General features: G+C 50.5%; 6 protein-coding genes. 4 read left to right on the forward strand and 2 right to left on the reverse strand.

What is annotated here, in order from left to right:
• Nucleotides 1–116: 116 nt before the first annotated feature.
• Nucleotides 117–1,652 (forward strand): AbgT family transporter, encoded by a 1,536-nt coding sequence (locus IPM52_01890; GenBank protein ID MBK9290377.1) that lies wholly within the window; start codon nucleotides 117–119, stop codon nucleotides 1,650–1,652.
• On the opposite strand, the gene IPM52_01895 is transcribed toward IPM52_01890, so the two are convergent.
• Both IPM52_01895 and IPM52_01900 read right to left on the reverse strand, forming a co-directional pair.
• Entirely contained in the window at nucleotides 1,649–2,599 is a 951-nt protein-coding gene (locus IPM52_01895) for a calcium/sodium antiporter (GenBank protein MBK9290378.1), read from the reverse strand. The two genes, IPM52_01890 and IPM52_01895, sit on opposite strands and share 4 nt — an antisense overlap.
• 10 nt (nucleotides 2,600–2,609) lie before the next feature.
• Nucleotides 2,610–3,281, reverse strand: a complete 672-nt coding sequence (locus IPM52_01900) for a YggS family pyridoxal phosphate-dependent enzyme (protein MBK9290379.1) — start codon at nucleotides 3,279–3,281, stop codon at nucleotides 2,610–2,612.
• 91 nt (nucleotides 3,282–3,372) lie between these two features.
• On the opposite strand from IPM52_01900, the gene IPM52_01905 reads away from it, so the two are divergent.
• The 3 genes from IPM52_01905 to IPM52_01915 all read left to right on the forward strand — a co-directional run bounded on the left by IPM52_01905 (nucleotide 3,373) and on the right by IPM52_01915 (nucleotide 22,124).
• Complete coding sequence (locus tag IPM52_01905; protein MBK9290380.1) at nucleotides 3,373–5,232, forward strand: sulfatase-like hydrolase/transferase; 1,860 nt, start codon at nucleotides 3,373–3,375, stop codon at nucleotides 5,230–5,232.
• Nucleotides 5,233–5,599: 367 nt separating this feature from the next.
• Nucleotides 5,600–7,219 (forward strand): tetratricopeptide repeat protein, encoded by a 1,620-nt coding sequence (locus tag IPM52_01910; GenBank protein MBK9290381.1) that lies wholly within the window; start codon nucleotides 5,600–5,602, stop codon nucleotides 7,217–7,219.
• Nucleotides 7,220–7,643: 424 nt separating this feature from the next.
• Complete coding sequence (locus tag IPM52_01915; protein ID MBK9290382.1) at nucleotides 7,644–22,124, forward strand: hypothetical protein; 14,481 nt, start codon at nucleotides 7,644–7,646, stop codon at nucleotides 22,122–22,124.
• The last annotated feature ends 233 nt before the right edge of the window (nucleotides 22,125–22,357 follow it).

The raw sequence follows: 22,357 nt of genomic DNA on the forward strand, positions 1-22,357 counted from the left end.
TTCGGACGACACATGACCTGTATTTGCTGCGCAGCGCCATGGCCATTGCCGTTATTAACTTTTCTTAATAATCCTTTTTTAGTTGATTGCCTTAGTTTTGGCCGAAAATTTTGCTGATGACTCAATCGAACCAACCGCGTCGCGGTTTTTTTGATGCCTTTTTACACACTGTAGAACGTGTAGGCAACGCCTTTCCACACCCGGCTACCTTGTTTGCCGGACTCGCCTTTCTGGTCATCCTGCTGTCGTGGGTGGCAGCGCAGTTTCATCTCGAAGTAGTGCATCCCGGCACAGGCAAGTCTATTCAGCCTTTCAATCTGCTTTCGGTTGAGGGGCTGCATATGATTCTGAAAAAAACCGTAACCAATTTCACGGAATTTGCTCCGCTCGGCGTGGTACTGGTGGCTATGCTGGGCATTGGCATTGCCGAAGGAAGCGGTCTGATAGGCGCAGCGTTGAGGTTGCTGGTGCTGTCGGCTCCGCAACGCATTCTCACCTTCGTCATTGTTTTTGCCGGCATCATGTCGAACACGGCAAGCGAAGTGGGCTATGTGCTTCTGGTGCCTCTGAGTGCAGTGATTTTCAAAGCCGTCGGACGTCATCCAATTGCCGGACTTGCAGCGGCTTTTGCCGGTGTATCAGGTGGATACAGCGCCAACCTGCTGCTCGGAACCATCGATCCTTTGCTGGCGGGCCTCACCCAGGAAGCCGCTCATATCATAGATAAGGATTACCTCGTGAATCCGGCTGCCAACTATTATTTTCTGGCTGTCTCCACCTTCTTTATTGCGTTTGCCGGCACATGGGTCACGGAGCGAATTGTCGAACCTCGCCTCGGCAAAGCGGATAATGGCGCAGATAATGATCAGATTGATAAATTGAGTGCCGCTGAGCGCAAGGGCCTTTGGTATGCTTTGGTTGCAGCTGTGGTGTTTGGTGCCCTGATGCTTTGGGGTATTCTGCCTGCTGATGGTTTTCTGCGCGATCCCGAAACAGGGAGCCTGTTGCATTCTCCTTTCATGAGTGGCATTGTGGCCATCATTTTCATTTCGGCCTCCATTATGGGTATTGCTTATGGCATTGGGGCCGGGACAATAAAAAGCGATAGCGACATCATGAAAGGCATGGGTAAATCGATGGAGACCATGGGTACCTACATTGTGCTGGTGTTTTTTGCTGCGCAGTTTGTGGCCTACTTCCGCTGGACCAATCTGGGATTGATTTTTGCCATCGAAGGTGCTTCGGTGCTTCAGGCTTCCGGGCTTGGGAGCATTCCGCTGATGATTGGTTTTATTCTGCTTACGGCGGTAATCAACCTTGTAATGGGAAGTGCTTCGGCCAAATGGACCATTATGGCACCTGTTTTCGTACCTATGTTTATGTTGCTGGGCTACAGTCCGGAGCTTACACAGGTGGTGTACCGCATTGGCGATTCTGTCACCAACATCATTTCACCCATGATGTCCTACTTTGCACTGATTGTGGCTTTTGTGCAGCAATACGATAAAAAGGCCGGTATCGGCACCATCATCGCCCTGATGCTTCCCTACAGCCTTGTGTTTACAGTTGTCTGGACCGTTATCCTGGTTATCTGGATGAGTCTTGGCTGGCCCATTGGCCCGGATGCGCCTTTGGTATATCCGGTCAATTAGTTGAAGCTGAAGGAGAAAAATATAAATCCGATATAAAGCGCAACCAATAATGCACCTTCGAGTCGCGAAAGGTGCAAACCACGGCCAATTTTGACGGCCATGAGCAATGCCAGGTTGGCCAAAATAACCAGCACAACTTCCACATTCATGTCGAGGGGCATGGCTATGGGTTTGATCACTGCCGTGGTGCCCAATACAATGAGTATGTTTATGATGTTGGAGCCCAGGACATTGCCCATAACAATACCAACATTTTTCTTAAGAGCAGCCACCACGCTTGTGGCCAATTCGGGCAGGCTGGTGGCAAAGGCAACAATAGTCAGGCCAATGGCGCCTTCCGAAACGCCCAGCTGACCCGCAATAAAAATTGCCCCATCGCTTACCCATTCTCCGCCCAGGTACATTCCTGCCAGGCCTCCGGCAAGCATGAGCAGAGTTTTAGGCCACGTTTCGGGTGTTTTGCCTTCGAATTCCGAGGCTTCTTCCGGTGTCTGTCCGATCCGGATTAGCCAGGTAAGGTATCCGCCGAAAATCAACAGCATGGCTATACCCTCGATACGTGTAATCGTTTTGGCGCTTCCGATAAAATATCCGTTGCCCATCAAAAGGAGCAACAGCGTAACCAACACCCCAAATGGCAGGTCGCGCCGCATCGATGGCCGGTCCACATGAAATGGGTATATCAAGGCAGTAATGCCAATTACCCCAAGGATATTTACAATATTGGAGCCCAGCACATTACCTATCGCAAGTCCGGTGCTGCCTTTGATAGCTGCAAAAATGTTGACCACCAGTTCAGGCAACGAAGTGCCAAATGCGACTACTGTGAGACCTATGACCAAAGGCGACAGCCTGGAATGTATGCCAACGGATACTGCACCATCTACAAAAAGCTTCGCCCCATAGATCAGCAGCACAAATCCGAGCGCGAAAAGGAGATAAATCATCTGGTTTGTTTTATTGGTAATTTCTTTCGCCAAAAATGGCGCTGCCAATGCGGACCATGGTAGAACCTTCTTCCACTGCCACCCGATAATCATTGGTCATGCCCATTGAAATTTCTTTAAACCACTCCATATCAGCAAAATATCCGCGTTTCAGCTCATCGAAGATGTTGCGCAGGTGAACAAACTCCTTGCGCACCTGCTGCATATCGTCTGTGTAGGTAGCCATTCCCATGACGCCGGAAATCATGACATTAGGCAAAGGATTGGTTGACAAAAAGTTAAGCAATTGATCGGCTTCTTCCCTGTCGAGCCCAAATTTGGTTTCTTCTTCCGCAATATGAAACTGGAGCAGGCAGGGAATGACGCGGTTGTGTTTGGCGGCTTGCTTGTTGATCTCCTGAATCAGCTTCAGGCTGTCGACCGAGTGGATCATGTGCACAAAAGGTGCAATGTATTTCACTTTGTTGGTTTGCAGGTGACCGATAAAGTGCCATTCACAATCTCCGGGCAGCTGCGGTTGCTTGGCCGAGAGCTCCTGTGCTTTGTTTTCGCCAAACGCACGCTGACCGGCCTCATATGCCTCCATGATCAGGGCATTGGGCATGGTCTTCGAAACGGCGATGAGTTTCACATGGCCTGGAAGGTGTTGCCTGATGGCTTGCAGATTGTTACGGATACTCATGTCTGTGCAGCGCAAAAACGCACGCAAAAGTAGCCAAAAGCAATAAGCAGTCGGATTTACTCGTCAACTAAATGTACTTTTGCGAATTGTTATGAAAACATTAATTTTTCGTCAAGTCCGGCTGCTTGGCTATTGGCTGGCAGTCTTTTCGCTCTTCAGGCTGGTCTATTTTTTATACAATCTGCAACATCTCCGGCTGGCCGGAATCGGAATTTCAGAACTCTTGCAAAGTTTTGGTGCTGCTTTCTGGCTCGATGTGGCCACAGCCTGTTATCTTCTTCTTCTGGCGGTTCTTACCGACCTGCTTCAGCTTATCTCGGGTCACCTTGCTTTTCACAGAATCAAGCTCTGGATTGTGGGTGTGTTCACATATATCCACGGCCTGATCTCGGTTGCCGAAACCGGACTATATGCCGAATGGCAATCCAAACTGACTTATAAAGTTTTCGTATACTTCAAGCATCCTGACGAAGTGGTGCAGACTGCCCCAACCGGTATGTTTATTCTTCTGGTATCCATATGGTTAGGTTTATCCACAGCCTTGTTCTGGGGTTATATCAGGTGGTCGAAAGCTGAGAGGCAGCCCTGGAAAGGAAAGAAATGGGTGCTTGTTCCTTCATTTTTGCTAAATGTGGGTTTGTTGTTTCTGGGTGCAAGAGGTGGAATTAATGCCATACCCATCAGCGTAAGTTCGGCTTATTTCAGCAGCCACAACATCCTCAACCTTGCTGCAGTGAATCCGACCTACCATTTTGCTACCAACCTGCTCAATGCCGTAAGTCTTAAAAATCATAATCCTTTTGAGGTGATGCCGCGCCAGGAGGCGGAAGCCATTGTCGCACAGTTGTTTGAGGTTCAAAAGGATACTACAGTTAAAATATTTAAACAGTCGCGGCCAAATATTGTGGTACTGCTGCTCGAAAGTTTTTCGGCCGACCTGATTGAGTCTTTGGGCGGAGAACCCGGAATTACTCCGAACATTGCTGAGTTGGAAAAGGAGGGACTGCTTTTTACGAACTTCTATGCCAACGCCAATCGTTCGCAACAGGCCATTGGTTCGCTCATCGGTGGATTGCCTGGATTGCCCATCACAACAATTACCAACCATCCCGAAAAATATCACGCCTTGCCTTCGCTCACCCGGGAGTTGCGCGAGGCAGGTTACCACACCAGTTTCTATTTCGGAGGGCAGCTCAACTACGGCAACATCAGGTCGTATCTCATCTACAATGAGATAGATCTTCTGATGGAAGGCAAGGATCTGCCTTCTTCCTTTGCCAGGGGAAAACTTGGGGTGCACGACGGCGACCTTCTGCCGTATTATGCCAGCCAGCTCAATCAGTTCAGGCAACCTTTTTTCAGCGTGGTATTCACGCTCAGTTCGCATTCGCCCTTCGACTTTCCTGGGCCGCGCCCGATCGCCTGGCCACAGCTTGAACGCAACCATGTGAATGGTGCACACTACACCGATGCGGCCATTGGCAGGTTTTTCGAAATTGCAAGAACGCAACCCTGGTTCGGCAACACCTTATTTATTCTGGTAGCCGACCACAGCAAAAGTACTTACCGCAACCATCCGCTCGAGACGTTCGAATACCACAAAATACCCCTTCTGCTGCTCGGACCTGCACTTGCCGACTCGCTCCGTGGCAGGCAGACCGATGTACTTTTTACGAACTCCGATATCCCGGCCACCCTGTTAAAGCAACTTGGACTGGATGCTAAGCTTTTCCGCTGGAGCCGCGATATGTTCAACCCCTACAGCCGACAGTTTGCTTATTTCGAGCTTAACGAAGGTCTTGGTTGGAAAACCCCGGAGGGACATTTCGTTTGGAATAAGTTTGCCGACCACTATTGGCAAAACAGCCTGAAACCCGAAGATGACGCACGGGTAAAGCAGGAAGGGAAGGCCTTTTTGCAGGTGTTGTTTCAGGAGTTTATTGATTATTAGCAGGTCCAATCTGCTAAGTGAGCAGTATTTTTTGAACTTTATTCTTCGAAAGATATCATTATAAAACTCTGATTCGTACATTTACCGATTCCAATCCGGTAAATACGTGCTAACTAACTACGCCACACTTTATAAACGTTTCCTTGTTTGCCTTATCTTCCTGTTGGTTAACAGTCAGCTTAATGCAAGCCTTTCGCCCGACTCCTTATTAAAATTGGTTAGGAATCTGCCGCAAGAGCAAAAAACAGATTCCTTGCTCAATATGTTACATCATCTGGCAGATAAGTATCAAGTAATTGATTATGAAGTTTATAGGGTTGTTAAATCAAAAATAGGATCTGCCTGGTCTTCAAATCAGCTTTTACGGTTGAATTATATAAAGGCAATTTCGCACAAAAACATTTCGCAATTCGATTCTGCCAGGGTTTATTTTGAACTTGCAAAAACCCTTGCGGCCAAGGTAAGCGACGAGGATCTTATCATTAAGAATAACGTGGCACTGGCGGATACTTATTTCCGTCTGGGTTTGGCCGAAAGTGCAGAACAACTGCTGTTGGAGCAAAAGAAGATATTGGAAGGGGCAGGAGGCTCATTTAATCTGGCTTCTGTACACAACAATCTTGCTGCAATTTATTCACACACAGGCCAAACGGACAAGGCTATGTTTCATTTTTTCGAATCCATAGCCTATTTTGAAAAAGTAAATGATTTCAGGCAGTTGGGTGTGTTGTACGCAAACATTGGTAATCTCAACCTGGGTATCCGACAATATAAAAAGGCCTATGAACTATACCTCAGGGCGTTACAAAACAGCCGAAAAGTAGCCGATATCCGGCAGGAAGCTGTTGTGCTCATCAACCTTGGCGTGGTATGTCGTAGCACTGATTCCACAGCTAAGGCAGTTGAATACTATGAACAAGCTTTGGAACTGCTTAAAGAGCTGGGCGATAAGGGGGAACTGGCCAGAACCTATTTCAATCTGGCAAATATTTTTGTTGATAAAGATGAAACCCTGGAGGGACTGAAAAATTATAAACTATCGCTTAAACTCTCCAAGGAGACGGGGGGGTTCATGGGGGCCTTGTACAATCATTACAGCATCGGCAGGGCATATCAGAAACTTCAGCAGTTGGAGCTGGCCCTGGCGCATTACGATACGGTGAGTCAGTTGCTCCGGCAATCGGGCAATCCGGAGTTTGAGCAAATTGTGCAATATGCCATTCAATCGGTTCATGCACAGATGGGAAACCCCGGTAAAGCCTATCCCTACCTGCTTGAAGCATATCGCATCAACGACAGCCTGCTCAGATCGGGCAATCAGCTGTCTATTGCCGAATTGCAGGCCAAATACGACAAGGCGCTTGAGGAAGCAAAGGCTCTCAAGTTGGAGCAGGATGTCCTCCGTCAGCGAAACGTTATCCGGTTGTGGGTGATCATCGCACTTGTTATTCTGGTTTTATCTGCTTTGTTGGCCATCAGGTTAACGATGCAGCGGCGCAAGTCTGACCTGTTGGCCCTGAAAACTTCCTCAGAACTTGAACGCACACAGCTTGAACTCGATTTTAAGCGACGCGAGCTGGTGAACAATGCCATCGACCTGGCCAACACCAAAGAGAAGCTTGGGAATTTTGAGCGTGGTCTGAACGAAACTCTTAAAAAACTACCCCAGTCAGAAGCTGATCATTTCAGGCCTCTTAGGAACCAACTCAGGCAGGCTGGACAGCAAAATCCTTTTTCTGAGTTTGAGAAGCGTTTTGATGCTGTAAACGAACAATTTAATGCGGCCATGATTGCCCGCCACCCCGACTTGTCCCCCTCCGAGCTTAGAATGTGTGGCTTGCTCAAACTGGGCCTAAGCTCCAAAGAAATTGCCGGTATCACCAACCGGACTGTACGCACGGTCGAAAACAGCCGCTCTATCATCAGAAAAAAACTTTCCCTTTCCAGTGATGATAATCTTGTGACCTATCTGTCTGGAATACTGTAGTTTATCTACTTCTTTTTCCACTAATTAGTTAAAGTTTGGTTAAAATGAGGTTTTCGTGAGGTGCTTTTTTTGCACCCCGGGGATTTGCCTGTCCATATTTGCCCACCTTATCCTATCAGCCTCAAAAGCCGAAAACGAAAAGGCTTCTTTTTTTTCCTGAAATCAAACTTTAGAATCAGTCTAAATAAGATGGGCAATCTTTTATATCGGTCAAACAAGCAGCCGGCAAGCAGGCCGCACAGATTTATGTAATGTAAAAATTGTAAAAACATTTCTCAAGCATAATCAACCACTCAAAATCAAGCACATGGAAACTACTACACCAATTCGCAAGTCAACCCGGTTCCTGGGGTTGATTTTTTTATTGTTTGCTTTCACTCTGTTAAGCCTACAATCCTTTAGTCAAACTTTTACAGCCACAGGATTGCCGCAGAACATACCCGACGGCAATGGAGATTGCTGGCTTTCTCCCGGCCCGGCGCTAAATAGCACTGTAAGTGTAACAGGTGTTCCCGGAAATGTAAGCCATCCGGCTCAGATCACAATCAATGTGGCAGTTAACCACAATTATGCCGGCGATCTTGATGTTAGTTTAACTCCGCCAATGGGACGACCTATTCCGTTGATTCTCCGACTAGGCTCAGGACCCTGTGGATCTCCCCAACGATTTAGCGGAGCGAATGTATTGTCGTTCAACATTGCCCATACAAGTTACATTCCGGTTCAGGCGAATAGTTCGTTTATCCCTCCAGGAAATTATTTGCCTACTTCAGGAGCCATGGGTGGTTCGCACGGCAACCTGAATCTTCTGACGGGTGCACCTTTCAATGGTGACTGGACGCTGACTTTGATTGATGGTTCGCGGTACGACGCTGGTCAGTTGCATCATTTTAGTATTGAGATTACTACCTGTGCCAATCCATCCAATGGCGGAATCATTACAGGAAATCAATCCATTTGCGTTGGCAATCAACCAATGCTTCTCATGAGCAGCGTTGCAGCTTCCGGATTTATTGGGGAGCTCGAATACCAATGGCAATCTACTACTTCCGATCCGGCAGAACCAGGTTTCGATCCGGCCGGTTGGGGTATCATCCCATCCGGCAATTCCACAGATTATCAACCGACTGCCCTGACACAAACTACCTGGTTCAGGCGTTTGGCAAAGGTGGAATGCGAGCCTGACTGGTCGCTTGCTGCATCGTCGAATGTGGTCAGGGTTGCCGTTGATCCCGCGCCTGAGGCAGTTGTAACAACATACCTGCCCGGTTTTAACCTGGATTTTGCGCCCTCGTTCTGGAGCAATACCTCCACCAACGGCGGAACTTACTTTTTCGACGGCACCAATTCGCTTGAACTCTCTGCGGGTATGATGTCCGATGCGACAGCTGGTGCAACAGTGACCATACCTTCTGCCGGAACCATTTCGTTTTCGTGGGATTATACTGCTATTCTTAGCCCACCAACTTCTGAAGCTTTCGGGTTTGTCCTGAATGGTAATCCCGTTCAGTTGACCAATTTCTGGATTAACAATCAGAATGGCACCGTTAACACACTGCATGTAAACGAGGGAGACGTTTTTGGTTTCTGGTTATCCTCCGAAACATATGGTACAGGCCTTACAACCGCTTTGATCAATGGCTTTAGTTTTAATCCCCAGTACGCCATAACCATATGCAACAACGTAAGTTTTGTGCTTGAAGCATCCGTGGCAAGCTCGGCCAACGGTAGCATCCTTTGGACACATGATGGAGGCGGACAGCTTGAATTTGAAAATACGTTGCAGCCCAGGTACATACCAACGAATTCTGATGCGGGAAATATCGTAACCTTAACCCTGACTGTGACCGGCCTGAACGCCTGCGCACCAACAGCTGTCACTGCCCAATACCGGATCATGGTGGAGGCCTGTTGCATCAATCCAAACAGCGGAGGCATCATTGCCTCGAATCAGGCTTTTTGCACTTCCGGCACACCCTCCCTGCTTGGCAGCAATGCGGAAGCAACCGGACACACAGGCACTTTGGAGTATAAATGGCAATTCACTACATCCGATCCACAGGCTTCGGCCTTCGATCCGGCCAGCTGGACAGATATTGCCTCGAGCAACTCCACCACATTTCAACCTGGCGAACTTTTGCAAACTACATGGTACAGACGGCTGGCCAGGGTGGAATGCGAGGACAGCTGGAACAGTGCAGCCAGCTCAAACATTGTGCGGATTGCCATTGTACCAGAGCATATTTTTATCACCGAGAACGGTGCAGGACTCATGAACGGGTCGGATTGGGCCAATGCATTGCCAGGGACTGCAATCCAGGATGCGCTCGACAATGCTGTTTGCGGTAATGTGATCTGGATTGCAAAAGGACGTTATGTTCCTACTACTGAGATCGGAGGTGGGCACCCGCGCTTCCGCAGTTTTTCGATGAAACCAGGGGTGCAGATGCTGGGCGGATTTTCGGGAGAGGAAGACCCCCTGACCTTCGACATAACGACACGCGACTTTGAAACCAACGAAACAATCCTCGACGGCGACCTCAACGGCGATGACCTGGTGACCGGTGATGGCACCGACTTCATGTTTCAGAACTATGGCGACAATGCCCATCGTGTCGTCCTGTTCAGAGAGGATCTGGTATTTACCAATTCAACAATTATTGATGGATTCACTATACGCGGCGGCAATAGTAACCTTACGCTCGTATCGGGTGCCATCCATATCGATCGTGCATCGCCTTTGCTTAAAAATCTTGTCATCAAAGAAAGTACTGCGCACAGCGATAATGGAGCAGTCAGGATATATGGAGGCTCACCTGTATTCGAGAATTGTCTGTTTACCAAAAACCTTCACAACATGGTCATTCAAACCCGCACTTTTGGCGTTCCTACTCCTCTCGTGAGCAGGGTGACCATCAACAACAGTACGTTCCGTTACAACAAATCCTCCTATGCTGGAGCAATATACTTATGGAACCGTGCAACATTGCTGATGGATGGATGTGTGTTTGAACATAATACATCAACATCTTCCGGTGGTGGAGCAATTGCGGTTTGGGATGGTGAGCTTCAACTAAAAAATTCTGTGGTCAGAAACAATTTCTCTCCTGGAGATGGCGGCGGGATCCGTTACTCATATTTTGGGGCAGAATCCTTAGGCGTACCAAAGAAATTGATTCTTGAGAATGTGGATATTATAAATAATCAGTCTCAATCTATTGGTGGCGGATTATATGCCGATGTAGTTGCTGAGTTCTCGTACGTTGGAGGAAAAATAACCGGAAACAGTGATGGCACCACCAACTATTTGGGTGCGGGTGGAATTTACCTAACTGCTCAAAGCTCAGCCACCGTGGTGTTGGATCGTCTTTTGGTGAGAAACAATACGTCTAACTCTAATGGCAGCGGTGGGATTATGGTGAATGCTGCACCATATTCAGGAGGTTTTAGTCTTTCATTAAAGAATTCACAAATACTTTACAACAGTTCTGCTGTAAGAGGTAATGGGGGAGGAGTAGGTCTTATCTCCAGTTTAGCATACTACGAGATGGAGAATTTACTGATTGCCGGAAATATCGGGTATCTTGGGGGTGGAATTTTCATTGGCGGCTCCAATCGCATACTTAAAAACGTCACAATCAGCAGGAATGTTGCACATGGCAATTCTGCAATTTTCTGCACAGCATACAGTCTTGTGAACAGCATTGTTTGGGACAACACCAGCCTGAATTATCCTTATGTTCATTCGTTCAGGCCTGAAGCAGTGATAAATTCCACGGTGCACAATGAGCCTGGTATGATCATACCACAGCCCGCGCTCGGTGGCATTGATGTGGCTGATCCGTTTTTTGTGGATCCGGATGGGGGTGATTTCAGATTGATGCAGGGTTCGCCACTGATCGATCAGGGCAATAATTCCTATTCCACCGTTGATTTTGATGTCAGGGGTGCAGGCTTTTCCCGCCGGCTCAATGGTGCTGATGCTGCCTCTTCAGGGACGGTTGACCGGGGTGCACTGGAATTTAACATTGCCACCGACTGTATTCTGCCAACCGACGGAGGTGCGATCGGTTCCTCCCAGGTCATTTGCTCCGGATCGGTGCCTGCAATGATCAATAGCCTATCGGTATTGGGGCCGGCCTATGGCCCGATAACCTACAAATGGCAATTTTCTACTTCAGATCCTTCGGCTCCGGATTTTGACCCGGCCAGTTGGACTGACGTTCCATCGAGCAACTCCACAACATATCAACCTGCGGTTTTGACGGAGACCACCTGGTTCAGGAGATTGTCGAAGGTAGATTGCAGCGAGGAATGGACTACTGCGGCACCCTCCAATATCGTCGGGATAACCACCCAGACTTTGTCGTTGAACATGGCCGGTCAGATGCCGGCCGGGTTGGGCACCTCGTCCAATCCTTATCTGATAGCCAATTTTGACAACCTGTTGTGGATGGCTGCCAATACTTCATCGTGGAACAAACATTTTCTTCAGACAGCAGATATTGATGCTGCCCTTACCTCAAATGCATGCTTCAACCAGGGAGCAGGGTGGTTGCCACTGGGCACCTGGGAGATGCCTTTTGAAGGGAAATATAACGGTGACTTTCATTCCGTCAGCAATCTATATATTAACCGTCCCACCAGCGAACGCACCGGATTCTTCGGATTTACCAATCACCTTGCCAGGATCGAAAACCTTGAGCTGATTGCCGGCGATGTCACCGGTGGCGAGATGACAGGCATGCTGGTGGGTGAATCACGTGGCGAGATTGTACAGTGTTCTGCATCGGGAATAGTCTCAGGAGCTGAATATACAGGAGGCCTGATTGGTATCACGGAGGGTAATGGTAAAATTATTCGTTCATATGCCAACACCCAGATTTCGACTTCGGGTTTGGCGGGGGGATTGACAGGTTACCTTTTTGGCAGGGCAGAAGATTCTTACGCGATGGGTTCGATTCAATCAGCTACGCCTCAGGTAGTGGCTGGGCTGGCCGGATTTATTTTTCAGGCGCATATCGAAAATTGCTATGCTGCTGTATCTTTCAATATTCCGGATGACAATTTTAAGGCCGGACTTACTTTTTATAAAGCTGATCCAACAACAGGTGGGAACAACTTCTTCGATCAGGAACTGGCTGGCACAGTTTCAAGCTCGTTTGGATCACCGAAAACGACAACGGAAATGACATCGCAGCCGACTTTCACTGGTGCAGGCTGGGATTTTAATTCTCCGATATGGCTGATGGATCCTTCAGTCAATCAGGGGTATCCTTTCCACAGCTGGAGAGACCGCTGGACTGGCGTTATACACGATATTCCTGAAGGTGCGGTTGTTTATGACGATACCTGGAATTGGAATGGGGCACCGGTTGATTGGATTGTGGTTGACAAATATGATCGTATTGGGTACAATCCCCCTTACTACCATGAGATTGTCCTTCTAACCCGCCAGCACATACACGAAATGCCTTATCGCATAGGTATGCCCGACAACAACTATGAGTATTCCAGTGTGCGCCAATACCTTAATTCGGACTTTTATGGCAGTTTTTCCAAACCTTCCAAGGATATTGTCCAACAAAGAGAACATAACTGGACGAGTAGTTACGGCACCACGGTGGGACAGTCTGGTTTTGTGGTTGACATGGTATTTCTTCCCTCGGTCGAAGAGTTGGGCGGCCCACTCAGCCCGGGTTTTACCCGTTCATTCAGCTATTTTAACTCCCCAGATGGCCCGTTGCGCAGGGCCGCTGTCCCGGGCTTTTTCAACATGACCCGTTCGGGTATCTTCAGGATCAATCCTCCTGCCAATGAAAAAATCTACTGGGTCGATCTTATTGGTTACTTTTTCGATGCCCAGTCATCATATTCGGTAATTGCCAACTCCGCAGTACGACCGGCGGTATATGTAAATCCTTCAGCACCTTTTATTCGGCAGCCCGATGGTCGTTACAAACTGCATACGCACAGGGTGCTTTACACCGCCGTGAATGGCACCATTCAGGGTAGCGGCAATCAATTTGTGCTCCAGGGTGCCAGCAGCGAGAATGTTGTTGCGCAGCCCAATGCAGGTTATAAATTTTTGGCCTGGAGCGATGGCAACACCAATCCGCAGCGTTCGGAAAACAATGTAACCTCTGCCCTTAGTTTTCAGGCCCTGTTCGAACCTTGCCTCAACCCCGAAAACGGGGGTGTTATTGCCGGTAACCAGCTGATTTGTGCGGGAGAAACGCCTGGCCTCATAACAAGCGTCACCAATCCTCCCGGCTTCATGGGTACAATCGAATACCAATGGCAATACAGCCTGAGCAATCCGGCAGCCCCAGGTTTCGACCCTTCAAGCTGGGTCAATATTAACTCCTCCAACACAAACACCTATCAGCCTGATGCCATTACACAAACCACCTGGTTCAGGCGTATGGCCGGCGTTACCTGCGAAAGTGAACGTCTGGCCTCAAATGTGGTGATGATCGAAGTGCGTCTTTACCAAATCACTGCATCTGGTGGCGAAATCATATTTGATGATGCCTGTGGCAGGGGCGAAACACTCAATGTTTACGGTGACGCCGGCAATATAGTTTTTGATGTAAGCGGGCAGTATTACAGCCTCAACGGAGGTGCACCCCAGGCGTTTCCGGCTAACCTTTTGCTTAGCGAAGTGAATCAGATCACCATCAACACTGGTTTGGGCGATGATGTCATAAATGTAGGGGGTTTTACTACCCCCATGCCCAGTTTCACCATCAACGGCGGACAGGGTGATGATGTAGTTAACTTTGTTGGTGACATTACCTTCGCTCCCAGCGCGAACCTGGATGTCGATCTGCAGAATGACCATGCAAGTCCGGGTGAGGATGTTGTAAATGTTGCTGCTAATGCAAAGCTTACTTTTCAGGGAGGCGGTTCTCCTGTTATAAAAGTTAGCAAATGGATGACAGTTGATACTGGCGGAAGCCTGGAAGTGCAGGATGGCGACATTGTTCTGGAAATAAATCAACAAGACCCTCCGACCATTGGTAATTTCCATGGATTGATTTTACCTGGTTTATTACGTAGTACCGGAGAGGGAAATATCATTGTAAAAACAAAAGCCGGTAAAAATGCGCCTGGCTTTATGATAGGAATGTGGATGCACAACATGGGCAGGATAGAATCCACCGGCACCGTAGCAGGTAAAGGAAATATTTTGATTGAGGCCTCGGTGGATGACGGTTTTCAGGGAGGCGCTGCAGCTTTGTTTTTGCAGAACAATACGCAGATCTCCTCGGCTGGTGGCGATATCTATATTACACTCATCAGCGGGAATGGTACCCATCCAAATATTAATGTTGTGGCCAACTCAGGTCTTAACCTAAATGACAACGGTACAATTGCGGCAACCGGGCCGGCTAATATTCGTTTGGATATCTATACTGGCTATCTTGCAAATGGTGCAAATTATGCTGTCAATCTCAGGTCAGAGGGCTCAAAGATTACTGCAGAAAATGGGAATATAACCATGGATATTTTTTCTGCAGCTGGGGTTGCTAACACTGGATTTATATCGAATATAGCAATGTTTATGTTTGCGGGAAGTCACATCAAGGCCACAGGGAATGGAAATATAAGTATCTATGCCAGAACCAACAGGTCATATGGCACCGGAACCGGTGCACAAACCATCAGGTTTGATACGCCCTCTTACATACGGAGTTTTAATGGTGATATCACCATCGTTGGTTTGAATCTGAATAATGAGCCGGAGACAGGTTTCAACCATGGTCTCTCAATCAGGGGCGACATTACCAGCACAGGAATAGGCAACATATTTCTGGAGGGTACAGCAGGTACTCCCAATAGTGTATTCAACCTTGGTTCCCAGGGGGTACAGATCCGGAATGGTGCCACTGTGAGCAGCGTGGGTGGAAATGTGCGCATTTTGGGTAATGCCGCAAACATCCCTGCAAACGAAGCAATCACAATCGCAAGGGTTGGCAACGGAACAGTCAGTATCAATGATCCATCCAAAAGCATCACCTTCGAAAGCAACAGCTTCGACATTCACCCCTCCAATGGCATGGTAAATGCCGGTGGCGGAACAGTCATTTTCAAAGGCAGCACTGCCGGGCAGGCAATTGACCTAGGCGGCCCCAATGCGCCCGGAATTCTCGGATTAGCCGATGCCCAGCTCGATAGGGTAACTGCCGGATCGCTTATCATTGGTGATCCTGCCAGCGGAAATATCGCGGTAAGCGCAGACATTTCGCGTCCGGCCAGTACCAACATGCAACTGGTAAGCAATGGCAGTGTAACTTTCACCGCAGGTGGCATCAATACCAACGGCGGAACTTTGCTGCTCGATCCGGGCGATTCGCCGGCTGCGGTGTTTCCTGATTTCGATGGCACAGATGTTACCGCCTCGACACTATCTTTTGGCAGCGACCTGGGCATAATCATCAACGGGAATACACCCGGCGATGGAACCAGTGGAACTTATACGCAGCTTACTGTTTCGGGTATTGTGGATCTGACAGGTGTTAATCTCGTTCTTAGTGGCACACACACCCCTGTGGCCCCTGAAACCTACCTTATTCTCAACAACCTTGGTTCACAGCCTGTAGCAGGTACGTTTACCGGATTGCCCGAAGGAGCTTTTATAAATAATGTGCTGGGCAGCGGACTTCCGGCGCTCATCACTTATACCGGAGGCGATGGAAACGATGTGGTGCTCAACCTTTGCTCGAATCCCACCAGCGGAGGTACGATTGCTGATAACCAGACGATTTGCTACAACAGTCAACCAACAGCCTTTACAAGTATAAGTCTGCCAGGTGGCTTCGCCGGCACTCTGGAGTACAAATGGCAAATGACCACAACCGATCCGGCAGGCTCAGGATTCGATCCTGCCAACTGGACTGATATAGCCTCCAGCAACGCTGCAACTCATCAGGCTACGAGTCTAAACCAGACCACATGGTTCCGTCGCCTTGCAAGGGTTGACTGTTCAACCAGCTGGAGCGGAGCCGCTGCATCCAATGTAATTCAGGTTACAGTTCGTCCGCAGTTCACCCCGGGCGCCATAGCCACTGCCGGCGAGACCATCTGCTATGGCGGCACCCCGTCCACCATAGGCAGTGTAAGCGCAGCATCGGGAGGCGATGGGAACATCACCTACAGCTGGCGGAGCTCTTCGGACAATTTTACAGCCAGTATCACCGGAGCCACTTCGTCAAGCTATACACCACCTGCCGGCCTGACCAGCACCACCACCTACCGCAGATACGCCAACGATGGCACCTGCAACACTGTTCCTGAGCAATCCACAGGTGAGTGGACGGTGACAGTCAGGCCCGATTTCACCCCGGGCGCCATAGCCACTGCCGGCGAGACCATCTGCTATGGCGGCACCCCGTCCACCATAGGCAGTGTAAGCGCAGCATCGGGAGGCGATGGGAACATCACCTACAGCTGGCGGAGCTCTTCGGACAATTTCACGGCCAGCATCACCGGGGCTAATTCGTCAAGCTATACGCCACCTGCCGGCCTGACCAGCACCACCACCTACCGCAGGTACGCCAACGATGGCACCTGCAACACTGTTCCTGAGCAATCCACAGGCGAGTGGACGGTGACAGTCAGGCCCGATTTCACCCCGGGCGCCATAGCCACTGCCGGCGAGACCATCTGCTATGGCGGCACCCCGTCCACCATAGGCAGTGTAAGCGCAGCATCGGGAGGCGATGGGAATATCACCTACAGCTGGCGGAGCTCTTCGGACAACTTCACGGCCAGCATCACCGGGGCTAATTCGTCAAGCTATACGCCACCTGCCGGCCTGACCAGCACCACCACCTACCGCAGATACGCCAACGATGGCACCTGCAACACTGTTCCTGAGCAATCCACAGGTGAGTGGACGGTGACAGTCAGGCCCGATTTCACCCCGGGCGCCATAGCCACTGCCGGCGAGACCATCTGCTATGGCGGCACCCCGTCCACCATAGGCAGTGTAAGCGCAGCATCGGGAGGCGATGGGAACATCACCTACAGCTGGCGGAGCTCTTCGGACAATTTCACGGCCAGCATCACCGGGGCTAATTCGTCAAGCTACACGCCACCTGCCGGCCTGACCAGCACGACCACCTACCGCAGATACGCCAACGATGGCACCTGCAACACTGCTCCTGAGCAATCCACAGGAGAGTGGACGGTGACAGTCAGGCCCGATTTCACCACGGGCGCCATAGCCACTGCCGGCGAGACCATCTGCTATGGCGGCACCCCGTCCACCATAGGCAGTGTAAGCGCAGCATCGGGAGGCGATGGGAACATCACCTACAGCTGGCGGAGCTCTTCGGACAATTTCACGGCCAGCATCACCGGGGCTAATTCGTCAAGCTACACGCCACCTGCCGGTCTGACCAGCACGACCACCTACCGCAGATACGCCAACGATGGCACCTGCAACACTGCTCCTGAGCAATCCACAGGAGAGTGGACGGTGACAGTCAGGCCCGATTTCACCCCGGGCGCCATAGCCACTGCCGGCGAGACCATCTGCTATGGCGGCACCCCGTCCACCATAGATAGTGTAAACCCTGCCTCGGGAGGCGATGGGAACATCACCTACAGCTGGCGGAGCTCTTCGGACAATTTTACAGCCAGTATCACCGGAGCCACTTCGTCAAGCTATACACCACCTGCCGGCCTGACCAGCACCACCACCTACCGCAGATACGCCAACGATGGCACCTGCAACACTGTTCCTGAGCAATCCACAGGTGAGTGGACGGTGACAGTCAGGCCCGATTTCACCCCGGGCGCCATAGCCACTGCCGGCGAGACCATCTGCTATGGCGGCACCCCGTCCACCATAGGCAGTGTAAGCGCAGCATCGGGAGGCGATGGGAACATCACCTACAGCTGGCGGAGCTCTTCGGACAATTTCACGGCCAGCATCACCGGGGCTAATTCGTCAAGCTATACGCCACCTGCCGGCCTGACCAGCACCACCACCTACCGCAGGTACGCCAACGATGGCACCTGCAACACTGTTCCTGAGCAATCCACAGGCGAGTGGACGGTGACAGTCAGGCCCGATTTCACCCCGGGCGCCATAGCCACTGCCGGCGAGACCATCTGCTATGGCGGCACCCCGTCCACCATAGGCAGTGTAAGCGCAGCATCGGGAGGCGATGGGAACATCACCTACAGCTGGCGGAGCTCTTCGGACAACTTCACGGCCAGCATCACCGGGGCTAATTCGTCAAGCTACACGCCACCTGCCGGCCTGACCAGCACCACTACCTACCGCAGATACGCCAACGATGGCACCTGCAACACTGCTCCTGAGCAATCCACAGGAGAGTGGACGGTGACAGTCAGGCCCGATTTCACCCCGGGCGCCATAGCCACTGCCGGCGAGACCATCTGCTATGGCGACACCCCGTCCACCATTGGCAGTGCAAGCGCAGCATCGGGTGGTGACGGGAACATCACCTACAGCTGGCGGAGCTCTTCTGACAACTTCACGGCCAGCATCACCGGAGCCAACTCGTCAAGCTATACGCCACCTGCCGGTCTGACCAGCACCACAACCTACCGCAGATACGCCAATGATGGCACCTGCAACACTGTTCCTGAGCAATCCACAGGCGAGTGGACGGTGACAGTGGAGCCTACACCAGTTGCAGGAAACTTCATCAGCAATCCGATGGCATTTCTGACCCTTTGCGAGGCTACTCAGGTATCAGCCGTTCTCACAGGCAGCACTGGCGGTAATGGTATTGACCAGACAGAGTACCGTGTATTTTATCACACCTATTACACCGACTGGATGCCATACAATGGTCAGGTGTTGAGCATTCCTGGCGCATTGCACATCGAGATACGATCGCGAAGGCTGGCCAGCTATTGTAGTCCTTCGGCATGGGTTCATTCCGGCTGGAGTTTTGAGATGATGCCTGAGGCCGGCCTGCTGACAAAATATCCTGATGCGGTCAAAGTGTGCGAAGGCAGCCAGGTATGGGCTGATCTGAGCAATGCCTTTGGAGGCAACGGCAATGACGAGAAGCAGTACCGCAAGCTTTCGGGCAGTGGATGGAGCAACTGGCAGCCTTATGACGGCTTAGCCCTATCTACGAATGGTATCACAGCACTTGAGATCCGCAGTCGTCGCCTGGCCAGCTACTGTGCTTCTTCGAATTGGATTACTGTAGGCTGGGAAGTAGAGCCTACGCCCATGGCCGGCATGTTGCAACCATCGCCCGCACAGCCTGTGGTTTGCGAGACTACATCAGTATCGGCCACCTTGCTTTCTGGCACAGGCGGCAGCGGACTTGATGTTTCCGAATACCGCACACACAACGGCACAAGCTGGAGCAGCTGGATGCTATACACACCCGGCAGCCCCATTTCAGCCGCAGGCCTGAGCCATATTGAAATCAGAACATTCAGGCAGGGCGATGTATGCAGCAATTCGGGTTATAATACTGTTAGCTGGAATATTGAAAAGCAGGCCCAGCCGGGCGTCCTTGTCAGGCAGCCGGCAGTGGCTATGGTATGCGAGGGCAGCATGGTAAGCGCCACGCTTGTGCCCGGCAGCGGAGGCAATGGCACCGACGAGCTGCATTACCGCACCCGCACAGGCAATATCTGGACGTTATGGCAGCCCTATACTTCGGCAAGTAACATCAGCACATCAGGCGTTGCCGAGGTAGAGGTTCGCACCCGCAGGCTGTCCACCCAATGCACACCATCGGAGGAGTACATTGTAACATGGCTGGTCGAGCCCACGCCGATTGCTTTTGCAGGCAGCGACGCCACAATTTGTGCCAATGACACCTACACCATGACAGAAGCACAGGTGAGCAATGCCAGTGGCGTTTTGTGGACCAGCAGCGGCGATGGCACCTTCAGCAATACCGGTGCACTCAACCCCACTTATATACCCGGAACCAATGATAAACTCATCGGACTAGTAACGTTAACCCTTACCGCCAATACCAATGGATTGTGTCAGGTACAGTCGGTAATGCAGTTAAGCTTAAGTACACCAGTAACACCATCGGTAAGTATCACGGCCAACGAGCCTGTGGTATGTCAGGGCACACCGGTAGCCTTTACAGCCGTGGCTGTGAATGGCGGCAGCAACCCTGTCTTCACCTGGAAGGTTAACGGGCAGGTAGCAGGAGGCAACACAGCGAACTTTGTTTATGTGCCGCAGCAAGGCGATGAAGTTAAGGTTGAGATGCTTTCCTTGCATCAATGTGCAACCCAGACGCAGGTTATAAGCAATACAATAACGGTGAATGTGGTGCCAATTAATCTCCAGTTGTTGGCCATACCTGCTCAGGGCGGACAGGCTGTCTTTACTGGTACAGTTGCACAAGGCAGTACGGTAACGTTAACGGCTACAGCAAATAGCGGATACAGCTTCCTAGGCTGGTACGCACAGTCTGGTCAGCTGATGTCAGCAGATGCGATCTGGCAGGTGAGCATAGTGGATTGTTTCACGAGCTACGAAGCCCGCTTCAGTTCGAACGCCAGTCTGGCTGGACGTTTGCGCTATTACAATCCGATCGAGTCGCAGGTGCCGTCATCGCAGTTTGTGGTTCAGTTGTACAAGTCAGGAGTTGCGGTTACCTCACCACAGAATATAGGTTATGCCGGCACATACTCATTTGACGGACTTGAGAGTGGAACGGACTACACCCTGAGGGTCTGGGAGCAACCGGGCAACAACCAGCTTGGCAACACCTGGATGTGGAACAACTGGGGAGGTGTATCGGGTCTGGATGCATTGATTGTTGGGAAGATGGTACTTGAGGAACCCATGAGTCCGTTCTTCCCCTGGATACAGCCTGTCCTGTCGTCGCCATATACCCAATTTGCCACCACCGTTGGCGACGTGAACAAATCAGGCACTCTGACTGCAAACGATGCGCTGAATATTCTTTTCAGATCAGCACAAGGAGACGCTTTTGGAAAATTTGGCAATAACCGTCACGACTTCATATTATCCGGCGCCAGGGTTACCAATCCCAACGCCATGCTGTATCCGCAAGCCCCCGAGCTGGTATTCCAGTCCTTAGGCACGTATGCAGCAACAACTCCGGCCCATATGGTTTACCACGAGGTGAATCCGGGAATAATCAGCACAGGCAATAACTATATGAACATATACCTTACCGCTGCCGGCGATCTTAACAGTTCGTATCTGCCCGGTGTACCTATGAAGACTACGGCCACGCTTGCATACGATCAGGTCATTCAGGCTGCAGTGGGCGAGGAGGTAAACCTTCCGTTGTATGTGGACAGGGATGTTGTGCTTGGGGCGGTAACCCTCGGTTTGCGCTACAATACAGCTATGCTGGACGTGGAGGAAGTGGTTGGTTTCGAAATCAGTTCGATTGATAAGGAAGGAGGAACCATCAAGGTAGCCTGGTATGAGGTAATGGGCAGGACTTTTTCGGCTGACCAGCCATTGCTTAGTTTGCGGGCCAGACTCAGGCAGCAGGTAGGAGCAGGGCTCCGCTACATGGAACTTTTACCTGTTACCGAGTTTGCTTCACCAGAGGCGAGCATTCTTAATGATGTTCACTTACGCACTTTGGCCATACAAAGCACTGATGACACACCTGAGGCAGGAATTGCCCATTATGTGATGCCCAATCCATTCAGCGACAGGGCCAGAGTGTCCTTCACACTGCCCGAAGCAGGCAGGGTAAGCCTCGTCATTTACAACCAATATGGACAGATGGTATATCGGTTGGTTGATGCAGACCTGATGCCAGGCCAGCACAGCTACGAGCTAAGCCGTGGAGACCTCGGCAACAGCGGTACGTATTACTACCAGCTGCAATACAGCACCGGGACTAAAGTATCGGTTTCCGGCGGTAAGATTGTGCTTGTGCGATAAAGCAACCGGTTGTTTTGTTTCTATATGCTTGGCAGGGGAGGGGCAATAGCTCCTTCCCTGTTTTTTTGCTGTTCAGGTCATTGCAATCTGCTCAAATTGGCAACCAAAAAATCACCGGCAATTTTATGTTTTCATATTATGTGCGGGCAGTCACAAATATTCTGGAAAAAAACTTTTGTTTCGAAGAGATACCACCTTCGAATGACTGTAACTTTGTAAAAGTCGGTGGAATA

It is taken from the genome of Bacteroidota bacterium (assembly GCA_016715945.1).
Lineage (GTDB): Bacteria > Bacteroidota > Bacteroidia > Bacteroidales > F082 > JALNZU01.